Source organism: Actinoplanes sp. NPDC023801, from assembly GCF_040639655.1.
Lineage (GTDB): Bacteria > Actinomycetota > Actinomycetes > Mycobacteriales > Micromonosporaceae > Actinoplanes.
On sequence record NZ_JBFAAI010000016.1, the window covers coordinates 122,834 to 138,173 of the forward strand.

17 protein-coding genes are annotated in these 15,340 nt (G+C 70.3%); 6 read left to right on the forward strand and 11 right to left on the reverse strand.

The features are described from left to right. Positions 1-10 precede the first annotated feature (10 nt). The gene (locus tag AB0G04_RS26800; RefSeq protein ID WP_360987880.1) at positions 11-1,393 is read right to left on the reverse strand and encodes an ATP-binding protein; all 1,383 of its coding nucleotides are present in this window, start codon (positions 1,391-1,393) and stop codon (positions 11-13) included. 573 nt (positions 1,394-1,966) lie between these two features. On the opposite strand from AB0G04_RS26800, the gene AB0G04_RS26805 reads away from it, so the two are divergent. After that, positions 1,967-2,566, forward strand: coding sequence for a hypothetical protein (locus AB0G04_RS26805; protein ID WP_360987882.1), 600 nt, complete (start codon positions 1,967-1,969; stop codon positions 2,564-2,566). Positions 2,567-2,630: 64 nt separating this feature from the next. Here AB0G04_RS26805 and AB0G04_RS26810 read toward each other — a convergent pair whose 3' ends face one another. Together AB0G04_RS26810 and AB0G04_RS26815 are read right to left on the reverse strand one after the other, a co-directional pair. Further along, positions 2,631-3,209, reverse strand: coding sequence for a hypothetical protein (locus AB0G04_RS26810; RefSeq protein WP_360987884.1), 579 nt, complete (start codon positions 3,207-3,209; stop codon positions 2,631-2,633). Between the two features lie 34 nt (positions 3,210-3,243). Continuing rightward, complete coding sequence (locus AB0G04_RS26815) at positions 3,244-3,414, reverse strand: hypothetical protein (protein WP_360987886.1); 171 nt, start codon at positions 3,412-3,414, stop codon at positions 3,244-3,246. A 284-nt stretch (positions 3,415-3,698) separates the two neighbouring features. Between AB0G04_RS26815 and AB0G04_RS26820 the strand changes: the two genes are divergently transcribed. Next, the gene (locus AB0G04_RS26820; RefSeq protein WP_360987888.1) at positions 3,699-4,454 is read left to right on the forward strand and encodes a sulfite exporter TauE/SafE family protein; all 756 of its coding nucleotides are present in this window, start codon (positions 3,699-3,701) and stop codon (positions 4,452-4,454) included. A gap of 91 nt (positions 4,455-4,545) precedes the next feature. On the opposite strand, the gene AB0G04_RS26825 is transcribed toward AB0G04_RS26820, so the two are convergent. Further along, positions 4,546-4,938, reverse strand: a complete 393-nt coding sequence (locus tag AB0G04_RS26825; protein ID WP_360987890.1) for a nuclear transport factor 2 family protein — start codon at positions 4,936-4,938, stop codon at positions 4,546-4,548. A gap of 176 nt (positions 4,939-5,114) precedes the next feature. Between AB0G04_RS26825 and AB0G04_RS26830 the strand changes: the two genes are divergently transcribed. Together AB0G04_RS26830 and AB0G04_RS26835 are read left to right on the forward strand one after the other, a co-directional pair. Then, positions 5,115-7,037, forward strand: coding sequence for a bifunctional diguanylate cyclase/phosphodiesterase (locus AB0G04_RS26830; protein ID WP_360987892.1), 1,923 nt, complete (start codon positions 5,115-5,117; stop codon positions 7,035-7,037). 149 nt (positions 7,038-7,186) lie between these two features. Continuing rightward, positions 7,187-7,849 carry a lysophospholipid acyltransferase family protein gene (locus AB0G04_RS26835; RefSeq protein ID WP_360987894.1) on the forward strand — a complete coding sequence of 221 codons (663 nt, stop codon included), beginning with the start codon at positions 7,187-7,189 and terminating at the stop codon, positions 7,847-7,849. A gap of 28 nt (positions 7,850-7,877) precedes the next feature. Here the strand turns inward: AB0G04_RS26835 and AB0G04_RS26840 are convergent, their stop codons facing one another. The 3 genes from AB0G04_RS26840 to AB0G04_RS26850 form a co-directional block, all read right to left on the reverse strand. Continuing rightward, positions 7,878-8,225: a hypothetical protein gene (locus AB0G04_RS26840; RefSeq protein WP_360987896.1), complete on the reverse strand. Its 348-nt coding sequence runs from the start codon at positions 8,223-8,225 to the stop codon at positions 7,878-7,880. 80 nt (positions 8,226-8,305) lie between these two features. Continuing rightward, a complete protein-coding gene (locus AB0G04_RS26845) occupies positions 8,306-9,430 on the reverse strand; it encodes a YncE family protein (protein WP_360988067.1) in 1,125 nt (374 codons plus the stop codon). A 284-nt stretch (positions 9,431-9,714) separates the two neighbouring features. Next, complete coding sequence (locus AB0G04_RS26850; RefSeq protein WP_360988069.1) at positions 9,715-10,047, reverse strand: hypothetical protein; 333 nt, start codon at positions 10,045-10,047, stop codon at positions 9,715-9,717. A 258-nt stretch (positions 10,048-10,305) separates the two neighbouring features. On the opposite strand from AB0G04_RS26850, the gene AB0G04_RS26855 reads away from it, so the two are divergent. After that, positions 10,306-10,803: a cupin domain-containing protein gene (locus tag AB0G04_RS26855; RefSeq protein ID WP_360987898.1), complete on the forward strand. Its 498-nt coding sequence runs from the start codon at positions 10,306-10,308 to the stop codon at positions 10,801-10,803. A 56-nt stretch (positions 10,804-10,859) separates the two neighbouring features. Here the strand turns inward: AB0G04_RS26855 and AB0G04_RS26860 are convergent, their stop codons facing one another. From AB0G04_RS26860 to AB0G04_RS26870, 3 genes are all read right to left on the reverse strand, one after another. Further along, on the reverse strand, positions 10,860-12,041 hold the full coding sequence (locus AB0G04_RS26860) for an MFS transporter (RefSeq protein ID WP_360987900.1): 1,182 nt from the start codon (positions 12,039-12,041) through the stop codon (positions 10,860-10,862). A 70-nt stretch (positions 12,042-12,111) separates the two neighbouring features. Continuing rightward, positions 12,112-12,912, reverse strand: a complete 801-nt coding sequence (locus AB0G04_RS26865) for an ABC transporter permease (protein WP_360987902.1) — start codon at positions 12,910-12,912, stop codon at positions 12,112-12,114. Continuing rightward, positions 12,909-13,901, reverse strand: coding sequence for an ATP-binding cassette domain-containing protein (locus AB0G04_RS26870; protein ID WP_360987904.1), 993 nt, complete (start codon positions 13,899-13,901; stop codon positions 12,909-12,911). Before AB0G04_RS26870 ends, AB0G04_RS26865 begins: the two co-directional genes overlap by 4 nt. Positions 13,902-13,950: 49 nt before the next feature. Here AB0G04_RS26870 and AB0G04_RS26875 point away from each other — a divergent pair, with 49 nt between their 5' ends. Then, positions 13,951-14,493 (forward strand): EXLDI protein, encoded by a 543-nt coding sequence (locus tag AB0G04_RS26875; RefSeq protein ID WP_360987906.1) that lies wholly within the window; start codon positions 13,951-13,953, stop codon positions 14,491-14,493. Between the two features lie 40 nt (positions 14,494-14,533). On the opposite strand, the gene AB0G04_RS26880 is transcribed toward AB0G04_RS26875, so the two are convergent. Continuing rightward, the gene (locus tag AB0G04_RS26880) at positions 14,534-15,202 is read right to left on the reverse strand and encodes a GntR family transcriptional regulator (RefSeq protein ID WP_360987908.1); all 669 of its coding nucleotides are present in this window, start codon (positions 15,200-15,202) and stop codon (positions 14,534-14,536) included. Positions 15,203-15,340 lie beyond the last annotated feature (138 nt).

Genomic DNA, 15,340 nt, shown 5'->3' on the forward strand with positions numbered 1-15,340 from the left:
ACGGGGCGGATCAGCCATGACTTCCGGGGCCGGGCGTGCCCGCCTCGCCTTTCGAGACGCCGTTCATGAACGACGCCATCAGGCCCGGATCGTGCTCGGGGGCCGGTTCCGTGGCCGCGCGCGGCGGGCCGAGCTGCAGCTGCGGGGCCATGTGTGTCTGGCTGCGACGACGCGGGAGTGGGGGCCGCGACGGTGTGGGGGCCGGCCGCTGCCCGGCGACGGGCAGGGCTGTGGTCCGCCCGGGCAGGGCGTGGGCCGGTGCCGGGCGGGGGGACGGAGCCCGGACCGCTGTGGCCGGCGCCGGGGCGGCGGCGGGCCGGACCGCGGGCGGGAGGATCTCGGCCGTGTCCTCCGCCACGGTCAGCGGCGGCTCCGGCAACGTGAACCGGTGCTGATGCGGGATGCGTTTCTGGAGCTGCGGCCGTTCCGGCGACGCGGCCGGGCTCTGCGGCGGGGACGCCTCGGGTTCGGCCTCGGTCCCGGAGCCGATCAGCAGCCGCGGCAGGATGATCACGGCTTGGATGCCGCCGTAGATGTTCGGCTGCAGCTGTACGACGATCCCGTGCTGCCGGGCGATCACCGAGACCACGTAGAGCCCGATCCGCCCGTCCCGCAACAGCTCGTCGAGGTCGGTGCTCCCGGAGTCGACAAGCAACTGGTTGACCCGGTCCAGGTCGGCCCGCTGCATGCCGAGCCCGCGGTCCTCGACCTCGATAGCCACCCCGGAGGTGACCTGCTGTACGCGGAGCAGCACCTGGGTGTGCGGCGGCGCGAACATCGTCGCGTTCTCGATCAGTTCGGCGATCAGGTGGATCACGCTGGCGACGGCATGCCCGGGCAGTGTGCCTTCGATGGGCGGCACGAGTTTGACCCGCGAGTAGTGCTCGACCTCGGCGATCGCCGAACGCAGCACCTCGGTCAGCGCGACCGGCCGGCTCCACTGGCGGCGCGACACCGACCCGCCCAGCACGGCCAGGTTCTCGGCGTGCCGCCGGATCCGGGTCGCCAGGTGGTCGACCTGGAACAGGCCCTTCAACAGGTCGGGGTCCTCGACCTCGTTCTCCAGCCCGTCCAGCAGCTGGATCTCCCGGTGCACCAGCGACTGCAGCCGCCGCGAGAGGTTGACGAAGATCTCGACGTGCCGGCCGCCGGCGTGCGCGTCCGGGTCGGGCTCGGTGCGGGCCTGCGCCTGCTGGAGCCGCTCGGTGAGCTCGGCGACCTCGGAGCGGGCCGCGGCGAGCTCCGAGTGGGCCTCGGCGAGCATGGCTTGCGGCTCACCGACCGTGGCCCTCGTCTCGCCGGACCGGGCGCCGAAGTGCCAGGCCGCCCAGACGGTGAGGGCGACCGCAATCAGCGCCGCTGAAACAGCGAGCAGATAAGCAGTGTCGGGCATGAGCATCCTTGAGTCTTGGTGATGCGGCAATGTCCCGGGGTGGAGGGAATTTCACTCTAGTGAGCGGGCTATGCACGGCCAAGGCGTGAATTCCGTACCGGCATCGATCTGATGAAGTGGTCAACCTCGATGCTGAACCAGGTCATCTAAATGGGTGAGGCGACGGGTGACAAATGAACTCCACCAAGGTTATGGTCCCGATGGCCGCACCCTGCCCAGCATGCCAAATCACCCCAAAACACCGCACGGGCCGTAGCGCGCCGCCGACCGCACGACACCCGTCCGAGGGAACAACAATGAGCGAGGTTCCGCCGTCCCCGATTTCATTCGACGGTACCGGAACGTGAGAGCGCGCGATTCGCATTGAAGTCGCATCGATAATTTGTGAGTGACAATTCCGGGCGACCTCCGGCCGCGCCCGATCCTATTCGGTCGGCCGCCGACCGGCCCGCGCCGATCCCCCTCGCACGGGGGAGCCGGTTCCCCCGCACAAGGGATCATTTTCCGCCGGACTCCGGCGAGTCTGGTTCCCGTAGCCGCCACCACCGCGGTGGCGCTGACGGGAGGACGACGATGAGGAACACCGCACGATGGGCCGTTGCGGCAGCCGCGATCCTGACGGTCGGGGCCGCGACCACTCCGGCGACCGCCGGTGACCGGGTCGCCCGGGTGACCGGCTCGGCCGAGTTCACCCTGCCGTTCTCACCCGACCAGGACATCCGGAAATTCACGTTCGACGCGCAGGCCGCGCCGTTCACCCGCCCGTTCCCCGGCCGTCCTCAGGGGAACCCGATGGACGCCACCGGGACCGTGCGGGTCTCCCACTACGTCCCCGACGCGAACCTCACCGTGACGTTCGAGGCCGCCGTCGACTGCATGATCACCAGCCCCGGGTTCGCGGGCGTGACCGCGATCGTCACCCGGGCCGACGAGCTGGCCAAGCACATGGTCGGCACCCGGGTGGGCTTCAGCGTGCAGGACGGCGGCCGGGGCGGGCGCGGCGACCGGCTCGGATACACCTGGTCAACGAGCGCCACCCAGGACGAGAACGGCGAGTGGGTCGAGTCGAAGGTCGGCACCTGCATGGTCCTGGCCCCGTTCGGCCCGGTCACCCGGGGCGATGTCACCGTCCGCCACGCCGAGCTGAGGCCGGACCCGCAGCCGGCCAGCTGACCGGACCCGGATGGGTGGGACCGCCGCACCGCGGGGTGAGCCCACCCATCCGAGCGGCTGCAGTTCAGACCGGGGTCCTCACCTCGATGACGGTGCCGGTTCCCACCACCGGCACGCCCTCGTGCATGGTGATCGGCTGCCCCGGCTGAACACCACGCCAGCCGGACGGCACCAGGGGCGCCAGACGAATCGTGCTCGAGGCGCCCGGAGCGAGTTCCGGCACGTACTCCACCCACATGCGCGCCACCCGCAGGTCAGGATGCCCCGCCGCGGTGCGCTGCCCGACATCCCACAGGGGACGCAGCACGCCGTTGCCCGGGACAGCGGCCGTCCGGCCGCCCTCCGAGGGCGGGAGCAGCCACAGCTCCGCCCGGATGACTCCGTGGATGCTCTCCCAGCGTGCCCAGCGACACCAGGTCGCGGTGCCGGTCAGCCACATCAGATCGGCGGCCTCGATGAGCAGATCCCACCACTGAGGCGTTGGCTGCCACCCCTCGTCCAGGTCGGCGAGAACGTCGAGAGCGACCTCCCATTCGTTGTACTCGAGGTACTCACGCGCGTCGGCGACGGTCCCGCCCGCCTCGGTCACAGCGGTGGCCGGGACGAGATCGGCGGCCTCGGTCAGCAGTCGGACGACATCCACCCGGCCATTCTCGGACACCACGATCTCGGGCTGGTCAACTTGCTGACGGCATGATCGTCCTGGCCCGGTATTCGAACCACGCCGGGCCGGTGATGAGAATCGCCACGATCACCGCGCGGACGAGCGTGCCCGTCCTGCCCGCGTACAGCTGCCGGCGTGTCGGCAGGAAGACGGTGAGAAGCAGCAGATTCAACCAGGCGAACACACCGGCGACGGTCAGTGCGGCGCTGTGGTAGTTGGATCCTTGCGGGTGTGCCCCGCAGCGATCTCGAGGCGCCGGTCTGTCCTCGTCTACGTACATCTCGGGATCAGCTGGGTTCACGCCGGCCCCCACAGCAGCGGGCCGACCACCACCATGATCACCAGGAGGGTTCATCGACTGATGGTCATCGGCGGAGACTACGGTCTCCCGGGTCCACTCATGGCCCACGCTCAGATGGCGCCACGTGAGTGCGGCCGGTTCGATCCGGCGACGACAGGAGTTGTGCAGTGACGTCGTGGGAAGTGCTGGCCCTGGTCGCCGGCGGCGTGATGGCGGGCGCCGTGAACGCGATCGCCGGCGGCGGGTCGTTGATCGTCTTCCCGTTGCTTGTCGGGCTCGGCCTGCCCGGCGTGGCGGCCAATGTGAGCAACGCGCTGGCGGTCGCGCCGGGTTACGCCGCGAGCGCCGCCGCATCCCGGCCGGAGCTTTCCGCTCAGGGCCGGCGGGTCCTCGTCATCCTGCCCACGATCGTCGCCGGCACGCTGTGCGGCAGTGCGATCCTGCTGGTCACGCCGCGGGAGGTGTTCGATCTGGTGGTGCCGTTCCTGCTGCTGGCCGCGGCTCTCATGATGGCGCTGCAGGACCGGCTGCGGGCGCTGGCCGGGCACCCGGGCGACACCGGCCCCCGCCGGCAGACCGTGTTGCTGCAGGTGGCGGTCTTCGGCTGCGGGGTGTACGGCGGCTACTTCAACGCGGCGATGGGCGTGCTGCTGATCGCGATCCTGGCGCTCGTGCTGGACGAGCCGCTGCGCCGCATCAGTGCACTGAAGAACGTCTTCAGTGCCGTCGTCGGCATCACCACGGTGCTGATCTACAGCGTCTTCGGCCCGGTGAACTGGGCCGTTGTCGCGGTCCTGGCCCCGGCCACCGTCGTCGGTGGCTATCTGGGCGCCCGCATCGCCCGGCGGTTGCCGGGCGATGTCCTGCGCTGGACCATCGTCGTCTTCGCCACGGTCGTCGCACTGGTCCTGCTGTTCACCTGAGCCGCGGCCGGGACAGCCTGCTTCCCTGAGCCGCGGCGGAGGCGACCTGCCTGGACCGCGGCCGGGGACCACCGGCCCACCCGGTCCGTGGCTAGGACGACGCGGCGACGGCCTCGCGCTGGATCTGCTCGAACTGGGCACCCATCGCCTCGGCCAGGGCGTTGGCACCGGACAGCGGGCGCACCATCACCATGATGCCGTCGATCAAACCGTTCTCGTCGATGTGCAGGAAGTCGCAGCCGTTGACGGCCTTGCCGCCGACGGTGGCCTCGAACACCAGTGCGTGGTCGCGGCCGCCGTCGATCTCGCGTACGTATCGGAAGTCCTCGAAGACCCGCAGGGCGCCGCGCAGGATCGCCGCGGTGATGGCCTTGCCGGGGTACGGCTTGAAGGCGACGGGGCTGGTGAACACCACGTCGTCGGCGAGCAGAGCCTCGATGGCGGCGCTGTCACGGGCCTCTACCGCCCGGCGAAACGCGTGCATTCGTACCTCCTTAGGGTAGTCAATTTGTTGACTACTCCCCGGAAGAGTATTGACCTTCGCTCCCGTCGTGCAACCCATCGCGGGGTAATGGAGGCCCGCGCCGTGCCGATGGGGACGAGACCTGGACCAGGGTGTCCGGGCCCGGCGGCCGAAAGGTGATGATGGCGTCAGCGCGCGTGGCTTCGCGATGGCTGGTCGGCCTGCTCGCCGTCGTGCTGGCAGGGCTGTCCGGCTATGCGGTGTTCGGCAGCTGGCGCCAGGCCGCGATCGTGTCCGAGCTCGCGGCCGACAGCGCGAACACCGACGCCTACCAGCAGGCCGCCTATCTGGTCACCTGGGAGATGGCGCTGTTACAGGCGTCGCTGCGGGAACCGGACGGCGAGGAGCGCCGGCAGCTGCCTGCCGTGCATGCGCAGGCGCAGCGGGCCATGGAGCACATGGCCGACGTGGACGTCGAGAACCGGTCGCTCACCACCGGGCTCGTCCGTGCCCACCAGGGCCTGCGGCCACGGATCACCGACTACCTGCGGCTGCTGGACCAGCACGACATGGCGGGCGCCGAGGAGGTTCTGGAGGACATGATCGAGCCGGCGACCGGCGCGATCATGAGCACTGTCCTGGCCGAACAACAGCATCACCTGGGCGACCACGCCGACAAGCAGGCGGCCGGCCGGCGGGAGTCCGCACGACTGTTGTGGGGCAGCGCGCTGACCTTCGCGGTCAGCCTGGCCGTGCTCGTGCTGTTCGGCCTCTCCACACGGGCGCATCGCCGTCAGGTCGAGGTACTGGCCGCCACCGACGTGCTGACCGGTCTGCCGAACCGCACCGCGTTCACCGGCCGTACGAAACTCGCGCTGGCCGAGGATGCCAGCCACCGCCGCCGGCCGGACCGGCAGCGGCTGGGCCGGGCGACCGTGCTGGTGGTCAACCTGGACGGCTTCCGTGACGTCAACGAACAGCTCGGCCACCGGATCGGGGACCGGCTGCTCACCTACGTCGCCCAGCGCCTGCGGGCCTCGGTACGCGAGCACGACTTCGTCGCCCGGCTCGGCGGCGACGAGTTCGCGGTCCTGCTGCGCGACACCGACCCGGCCATCGGCGAGGACATCGCCGCCCGCCTGACCGACGCCTTCGACGCGCCGTTCGTCATCGACGACTTCACCGTCGACCTCGAGGTCAGCATCGGTGTGGCCACCGCCGCACCCGGCGAGGACGCCCCGGCCGTGCTGCGGCACGCCGACACGGCCATGAACGTGGCGAAACAGCAGCGTCTCGGCTTCCGCCGGTTCACAGCCGGAGCCACCGACGACAGCGGTGCCCGCCTCGGCCTGCTCGGCGACCTGCGCCGGGCCCTGGACACCGGCGACGAGATCACCCTTCACTACCAGCCGAAGACCGACCTGGCCACCGGCTCGCTGGCCGGTGTCGAGGCGCTCGCCCGGTGGCGGCACCCGGTCAAGGGACCGATCTCGCCGGGCGCGTTCATACCCGTGCTGGAAGCCACCACGCTGATCCACAAGTTCACCCACCAGGTCCTGATCCAGGCGCTGACCCAGGCCCGCGCGTGGCTCGACGCCGGTCACCGGATCCCGGTCGCCGTGAACATCTCCACCCGGTCGCTGCTGGATGTCGGCTTCCCCGACCGGCTCGCCGCACTGCTGCGCCAGACCGGCGTTCCCGGTGACCACCTGTGCATCGAGGTCACCGAGCACAGCATCATGAGCGACCCGAACACCGCCATCGAGACCCTGCACCGCATCCGCGGTCTGGGCGTGAAGACGTCCGTCGACGACTACGGCACCGGCTACTCCTCGATGACGTACCTGCGGCTGCTGCCGCTGGACGAGCTGAAGATCGACCGTTCCTTCGTACGGGATCTGTGCCGCGACCACAGCAGCCGGGCCCTGGTCACCTCGACCGTCGAGCTCGGCCACAGCCTCGGGCTCAGCGTGGTCGCCGAGGGCATCGAGGATGCCGCCACCCTCACCGCACTGCGTGGCATCGGGTGCGACCTGGCCCAGGGTTTCCATCTGGCCCGCCCGATGACGGCCGAGGCACTCACCGGGTCGCTGTCCCGGCCCGCCGCTCTGGCGGGCTGACCGTCCCCGCGGGATGCCGATCGCGGCGCACGCTCCCCACCGCCGCTCCACACCTTCGCGGCTCTTCGCGTTGCTGAGGGCCACTTCACCTGTTAAACAGGGTCAGTGCGGCCGCTGAACCGCGTTGGCTTGGACAGTGAGAGTGAGTCATGGAACGCAGTCGTTCTGACGCCGTGCCCGGCACCGCCCCCCGCATCGCGCCGGTCTATCGAGCCGTCATGGCCGCGGCCTGGCCCGTGGTTCGCTGGTGGGGCCGCCTCGAGGTGGTCGGCCTGGACAACCTCCCCACGCACGGCGCGACGATCGTCCCCGCCAACCACGACAGTGCGTGGGATCCCGTGGTCATCGCGGCGGCCGCCCGCAAGCGCCGCCAGATCCAGGCCCTCGCCAAATCAACGCTCTGGAAGAATCCGCTGCTGCGCCGCGTCCTCGACGGGATGGGGCAGATCCCCGTCCGGCGCGGTCAGGCCGACATGGACGCGCTGGACGCCGCGATCCAGTGCCTCAACGCGGGCGGCTGTCTCGGCATCTTCCCGGAAGGCACCCGCTCCAAGGGCAGGCAACTGCGGGCCCGGAGCGGCACCGGACGCCTCGCCCAGGCCGTGCCGCAGGCCCGGATCGTCTGCGCGGCGGTCTCCGGGACCGTGGACATCGCCCGCTTCCCGCGACGCCCGCGGCTAAAGGTGACATTCTTCGAGCCCACACCGTCGCCGCCGTCGGAATCCGCCATCGAGCTGTCCACCAGGCTGACCGCCGAACTGCGGGCCGTCGCGCCGATCGCCGGAGGACGAGCCGAGCCGGCCGGAAGGTGACGTCCCGGCCGGCTCTAGCGGTGATCGTTTACGCCGGCGCGTACGCCCTCACTTCGAGCAGACCGACTGAGGCGGTTCCGCTTGCCTGCAGCACCACGCGGAGCCGGGTGGTGCTCACCGGCGTGAAGGTGACCGTCTTGTAGGCGTTCGCGGTCACCGGATAGCCGCTGCCGGCGGCCACGTCGACTCCCACGCCGAGGTGTAGGGTGTTCCCGGCGACCCAGCCACCACCGTTGGAGTGCCAGCGGCCGCCGTTGGCCGCCGCCGGCTTGACGTGACCGGGCTCGAACCCGGACGGCGTGGCACCGGAGATCCGGAACTCGTACGGGAACCGGCGCGCCCTGGGGTAGCCGTCCAGGAACCCGCACTTCGGCACCTTCGGCAAGATTTCGGAGTGATGAACGCAGAACGTCGCCGCCCGACCGATCGACCCGGCGGCGACGTGACGATCCTTGCTCAGGGTGCGGTCCAGCCGGCCGGGATCTGGCCGACACGTACGCGCTGAGGATGGTCACCGACCGGCACGGAGGCGACCGCCCGGCCGGTGGCGAAACTGATCGCTGTCACCCTGTCGGCGCCCGCCTCCGAGATGACGCAGTCGCGGCCGTCCGCGCTCACCGTTGCCCAGTACGGCTTGATCGCGGTGACCAGCGGCCCCGGATCGAGGGAGGCACGGTCGACGACGGTGACGTAGTCGTCCATGGTTCCGGCGACGCAGAGTTTCGCCCCGTCCCGGCTGATCGACAGGCCGTGGTGGCGTGAGTCGTTCACCCAGGTGGTGCGGTCGGAGTCGGTGGCCGGGTTCTGCGGCAGCTCGCGCACCCGGGTGATCTTGTCCGTGGACGCGTCGTACTCGACGAGACCCGCGAAGAAGGAAACCTGGAAGTAGAGCTTGGACTCGTCCGGGGTGAAGACGGCGGGACGGACGGCGTCGGACAGGTCGGACCGGCCGAAGGCGTCCAGCCGGGGCCGCATGTCGATCGTCTTGACCACCTTGAACGTGCTGGTGTCGGCCACCGTGATCTTCCGGTTGCCCTTGGTGAAGTCCAGCCACGGGGCGTCGAGGTCGGTGTTGACCTCGCCGATCGACATGTTCCACAGGTAGCGGCCGCCGCCGGTATAGACGTTCTCGTGCGGCTTGTCGCCGGTACCGAAGGAGCCGAGCTGACGGCCGGTGACGATGTCCAGCACGTGGACGGTGTTGCCGGTGGAGGCCGACACCGCGACGGTACGGCCGTCCGGCGACACCGACATGTGGTCGGAACGGAAACCACTGACCGGGAACCGCCAGCGCAGCGCCCCGGTCGCCAGGTCGATCGAGACCACGTCGGCGAAGCTCGGCCGGGAGACGACCAGGGCGTCACCCGCCGGCGTGGTGTACATGTCGTCGACGAGCTGGTCGTGCCCCTCCCCCGGCCCCTGCTGGATGCCGAGGTAGAAAGCCAGCTTGATCGGATTGAGGTAGATCTCGGTGAGCCGCTGCGTCCGGTCCGGGACGACCGAGAGGCGGCCGATGCGGGTGTAGGCGCCCTTGGCCTCGATGACGTCGACAGTGCCTTCCCAGTTGTTGCCAACGAACATCACCGGCCGCAGGGCGGGCGCCGCGCTCGCCGGCACGGTGGCGGCACCGGCCACGAGCAACCCACCGAGGGCAGCCGCGGCCAGGCCTTTCAGGACTGAGGGTGAATCCACGTGGTGACTCCCATCAATGCGTACGACTGTTACTGGTCAGTAACGACCATGAAACAAGAGAGTCGCTCACATTGATAGATGTCGCATTGTTCCTCTGCTGAACGCGAGGTCCGGCTTTGCGCCCCGAAGTAGTCATGCGTGGTGCCGTCGCGCAGGCGCACCCCGCGGGCGTTTCACACCGTCGCGGGCGTGATCACCGACAGCTCCAGGATCGGCGGCAGCGGCTCGGCGCCCGGCCCACCCGCGCGTACCCAGGCGATCAGATCGGCGAGCACCGCGTCGTCGAGCACGAGGCCGAACCACACCGGCCTCGCTCCGTCACGACGGGCCGCCGGGGCCGGCTGCACCACGATCACATTCGACTGGGCACAGACGTCCAGGCAGTCGCTCGTGCGTACCCGATGGTCGGGTTCGAGGTCCGCCCGCAGGGTGGCAAGTTGGGCGTCGTGGTCCACCGACGGGTGTTTGCGCAGGCTGCCGCAGCAGCAGTCCCGGCACACCGTCACCGTGCAGCCCAACTCGGCACTCCCCTCGCTCCGTGCACACCCTACGTTCCCCCTCTTCGCGGCCTCCATCGACCGCCGGTCCGACTGGATCGCGACCCGCCCGGCCGCCAGGACCGGTCCCGAAAACGGTTACCGGCCGGTGCCGCTCTGTCGATAGCGTGACTTCCGGTGCAGCCGGCGGTGAGTCGCTGGTGGCCGGGACGGTTCGGCATCGGGCCGGCCGACGACGTCCCGCACCGATGACCTACGGAGATCATCATGGAAGCACCACATCTGCGTGTCGTCCGTCCCGGTGAGGGCCGCAAGGGCGACCTGGGCGACATCACCGTCGACTTCAAACTGTGGGGGGCCGACACCGGCGGGGCCCTGGCGATCGTCGAGCACGAGTTCCCACCGGGTGCGCTCGTGCCGCCGCACATCCACACACTCGAGGACGAGTACTCGATCGTGACGGCCGGCTCGATCGGTTTCCGGTCCGGGGATCGCGAGGCCGTGCTGGGGCCAGGCGGCTACATCACAAAACCCCGTGGTGAGGCGCACGCCATGTGGAACGCCGGCGACGCACCGGCCCGCATGATCGAGATCATCAGCCCGGCCGGTTTCGAGCTGTTCTTCAGTGCGGTCGTCGACATGATCGAGTCGGGCGACACCGACCCGGAACGCGGTGCCGCTCTCGCTGCCGAGCACGGCCTCGAGTTCGTCGACACCCCGTGGCTGGCCGATGTCGTCCGCCGCTTTGGCCTCAACGCTTCATAGCGGACACGAGGTCCTCCATACCGCTTGCCGGTCGCCGTGCGCCGGCCGTCCACCCCTCATGAACCTCGACCGCCGACACGCACGCTGGAAGCCGCCGCCGCGAGCAGGACGATGACCATGGCGGTGGCGAGAACGCGCCAGTCCGCGTACGAGCCGAGCAGCGCGCCGGCCGCGATGAAGGTGGTCTGGACCAGGCTCTGCAGCGACTGGCCGGCCAGCGCGACGCCTGCGGCGGTACCCGGAGTGCTGTGCTGCTGGAGCGCGCTGGTGTACCCGATGCGGATCCACGGCAGCCCGGCTCCGACCAGGACGAAGGCGGTGAGCGCCGGATACAGGCCCGGCAGCAGCAGCACCGCGTACCCGCAGCCGGTCAGCAGCAGTCCGATGCGGACCAGCAGCACCGGCCGGGTGATCCGGCGGATCGCGCCGATCCGGGTGCCGACGACCCCGGCCACCGACTGGATGGTCACGAACACCGCGATGAAGCCGGCGGTACGGTGCAGCGAGTCCTCGATGACCAGGAACCCGAGCGTCTGTGCGAATCCCTGGGCGGCGCTCGCGGCGATCACGAGAAGGCTGATCCCGCGCAGGCCGGGATCGGACCGGAGCAGGCGGTAACCGGTCCGTCCACGGCGCGCCGGCTCCGGCTCGACCGGCACGCCGACGTCCGGTCCCAGCATGATCAATGCGGCGCCCAGGACCAGCGAGCCGGCCACCACGAGCACGACGATCGCCATGCCACCGGCGCCGAGCAGCCACACCCCGGCCACCGGCGACATCAGGCGCAGCAGCTGGTGCAGCGACTGGAACTCGGCGTTGACCGGGATGCGCAGCGGCGTGGGGACCAGTTCGCGCAGATAGCCCACGAGGACGCCCGCGGAGATGGAACCGGCGAAGGCGTACAGCATCGAGGCCGGGTAGACCAGCCAGAACGGCCCCCGGTCGGCTGCCGCCAGGGACAGCACCACGCCCGCGGCGGCCAGGTTGGCCGAGGCCATCATCCGGCGCGGTGCGCGCCGGGCGACGAAGCCGCCGGCGGCCGGCGCCAGCACCACGCCGGCCGCGAAGGCGAAGATGGTCATCGACGCCGCGGAACTGTTGCCGGTCCGGTTCCCCGCCCAGACGGCGAGCGTGAGGATCAGCGCCGTGTCACCGAAGACGGTGAACGTCTGGGCGGTGAGCAGTCGCGGAACGCCGGGCACGCGCAGCACCGTTCGCAGTCCTGTGCTGTCGACCATGCCCGCAGTCTCGCGTATCCGGGCGAGCCGGCCGGCCGGAGGCCCTCGCGCGGCGGCCGGGGCGAGAGTGTCAGGCGCGGCGGAAGGCTCGCACGGCGACCGGGACGAAGATCAGCAGGAGTGCCGCCAGCCAGATGAGGGCCCGGACGGCCGGGCCGGCGGGTTCGGGTGTACCGAGGGTCAGGCCGCGGACGGTGTCGACGACCAGGGTGACCGGGTTGTGCTCGGCGAAGGTGCGGACCGGGCCGGGCATCGTCGCGATCGGCACGAACGCCGACGACGCGAAGGTCAGCGGGAACACCCAGATGAAGCCGGCGGACTGGGCGGTCTCCGGGTTGCGCACCGACAACCCGATCCAGGCGCTGATCCAGCTGAAGACGTACGAGAAAGCCAGCACCAGCAGGAACGCCGCGCCGAGCTGCCAGGCCGGACCGGTGGGGCGGAAGCCGACGAGCACACCGACGACGATCATGATGGTCAGGGTGAAGACGTTCACGACCAGGTCGGCGGCGGTCCGGCCGAGCAGCACCGCGGACCGGGCCATCGGCAGCGAGCGCAGCCGGTCCACGACGCCGCTGCTCAGATCCTCGGTGAGCCCGAGGCCGGTGACGAGGGCGCCGAAGATCGCGGTCTGCACGATGATGCCGGGCATCAGGAAGTTGACGTAGGTGGTCGCGCCGGTGTTGATGGCGCCGCCGAAGATGTAGCGGAACAGCAGCACGAAGATGACCGGCTGGATGAACGAGAACACGATGTAGGTGGGGCGGCGCAGGGTGCGGCGGAGCTGGCGGGCCCCGAGCACCCGGCTGTCGTGCAGCACGGCCGCGGCCGTGAGCCGTTGCCGGCCGCCCCGGACGACCACGCCTTTCATCGGACCTCCTCGAGAGTGGCGGGAACGGTCGCGGTGCGGCCGGTCAGGGACAGGAACACGTCGTCGAGGCTCGGCGGGGTGAGCTTGACGGCGGCCACGGCCAGGCCCCGGCGGTCGAGGCGGCGGAGGGCTTCGACGGAGGCGCCCGCGCGGGTCACCCGGACCGTGAGCTCGCCGGTCACCCGGTCGGAGGTGACCTCAGTGCCGGCGGCGGCCAGGTCGGCCAGCAGTTCAGCGGCGGCGGGCAGACCGGCCGATCCGGGCAGGCGCACCCGGAGGACGTCGGTGCCGATGCCGGCCTTGAGCGCGGCCGGGGTGCCGTCGGCGATCACCGTTCCGGCGTCGACGACGATGATGCGCTGGGCGAGCCGGTCGGCCTCCTCCAGATACTGCGTGGTGAGCAGCACGGTGGTGCCGGCGTCACGCATCTCGTCGATGATCGCCCACAGTTCCTGCCGGGACCGCGGATCCAGGCCGGTGGTGGGTTCGTCGAGCAGCAGGACGGGCGGGCGGCCGGTGAGGCTGGCGGCCAGGTCGAGCCGGCGTCGCATGCCGCCGGAGTAGGTGGCCACCCGCCGGTCGGCGGCGTCGCTGAGGCCGAGGCGTTCGAGGACCTCGGCGGCCCGGCTGCGTGCCTCGGCACGGGTCAGGCGGTAGAGGCGGCCGACCATCTCCAGGTTCTCCCGGCCGGTGAGTTCCTGGTCGACTGCCGCGTACTGACCTGCCAGCCCGATGGCGAGACGCACCGGCAGCGGGTCGCGGGCCACGTCGTGACCCATCACCCGTGCGGTACCGCGAGTCGGTCGCAGCAGTGTGGACAGCACCCTGACCAGGGTGGTCTTGCCGGCGCCGTTCGGCCCGAGCAGCCCGGTCACGGTGCCTGCCCCGATGCGCAGGCTCAGCCCCCCGAGAGCGGTGACCTTGCCGTAGGTGACGGCGAGGTCGTCGACCTGGATCGGACAACCCGATTGCTCTGTGTACGTATACATGTATGTAGTAGTACACGTATGAGTACACTCGTGTCCAGAGGGGAGCAGGATGCCGAACAAGACCATCTACATCGCCGACGACGACCTGCCGCTGCTGCAGAAGGCCCAGGAGCTGACCGGAGGCAACCTGTCCGGTGCGATCGTCACAGCCCTGCGCCGGCTGGTTCAGGTCGAGCAGGCCAAACAGGCCGGATTCTCCGAGATCACCGTCAAGGTCGGGCTCGGCCGCACCTCGATCAAACGGTTCCTCGGCGTCACGCTCGGCGAGTGGACCTCGTCGGGCAACGACGGCGAGGAGACCTTCACGCTGTTCCGCACCAGCAAGGGCCGCTTCGCCGTGCACCACTCACGCTCCGAGGTGAACATCCCGGTCGGCCCCAACGCCGAACGCACCCGGATGTGGTCCACCGGCTGGCGCGGCTGGATCGGCGACTGGTCCCCCGATCAGGCCTGGATGCGCACACCGGCGCAGGCGGCGTTCTCCGTCGTCGACACCGCCGAGGAGCTGGAGGCCCTGCTGCCGCCGGAGCTCTACGCCCTCGCGCTGCAGAGCATCCAGGGTGAACCCGACGTGGAGGACCTGGACATCTGAGGCCCGGACGGGATGGACGCCGGCGCCGCGGCCGGACCGGTCACCGCTCGAACGCGGCGAGATGACGCTCGCGCGCCCGGGTGAGGTGCAGGCGCATGGCGGCCTCGGCACGGTCCGGGTCGTGGTCACGGATGGCCACGGCCAGGACGCGGTGCTCGTCGTTGGTGATCGCGGTCTGGTCGTACGGGAAGTAGCGGCGGTGCAGGTGCAGGTGGGAGTGCAACCGGCTGATCGACTCCCGCAGCAGCGGGCTGGCCGACAGGTGCGCCACCAGATCGTGCAGGCGTGCGTCGAGCGCGGTGAACGCGGCGTGCCAGGTGGGGTCGTCACCCGCCTCGACGGTGCGGGCCGACTCGAGCATCAGTTCCTCGCACTGGGCCTCGGTGGCTCGTTCGGCGGCCCATCGGGCGGCCTGGCACTCCAGCAGCAGCCGCATGTCGAACATGTCGTTGAACTCGGCGACGGTGAGCAGCGGACTGACCGTGTACCCGGCGCGCGGGCGTTTGCGGACCAGCCGTTCGGCCTCCAGCCGGGCGAGCGCCTCGCGCACCGGGGTAGGCGAGACGTCGAGCTCCCGCGCCAGCGCGTCGATGTTGACCCGGTCACCGGGCGCGAGGATGTGCTCGAGGACGGCCGACCGCAGGCTCTCGTAGACGTCGTCGCCAAGGGTCGGCCGATGCGGGCGGACCGGAGACAGCGGCCTGGTCATGTTCACCATCCCTGCCCGGCCCGGGATCCCGGGCCGCGCCTTGACGAGCCTCGATGTGAGCGGGTACACATCCAGGAGGAATCCTATAGGATCTAGGAAATGGGAGGGCGTCCGCATGGAGCCGTCCGGCATCCCCGA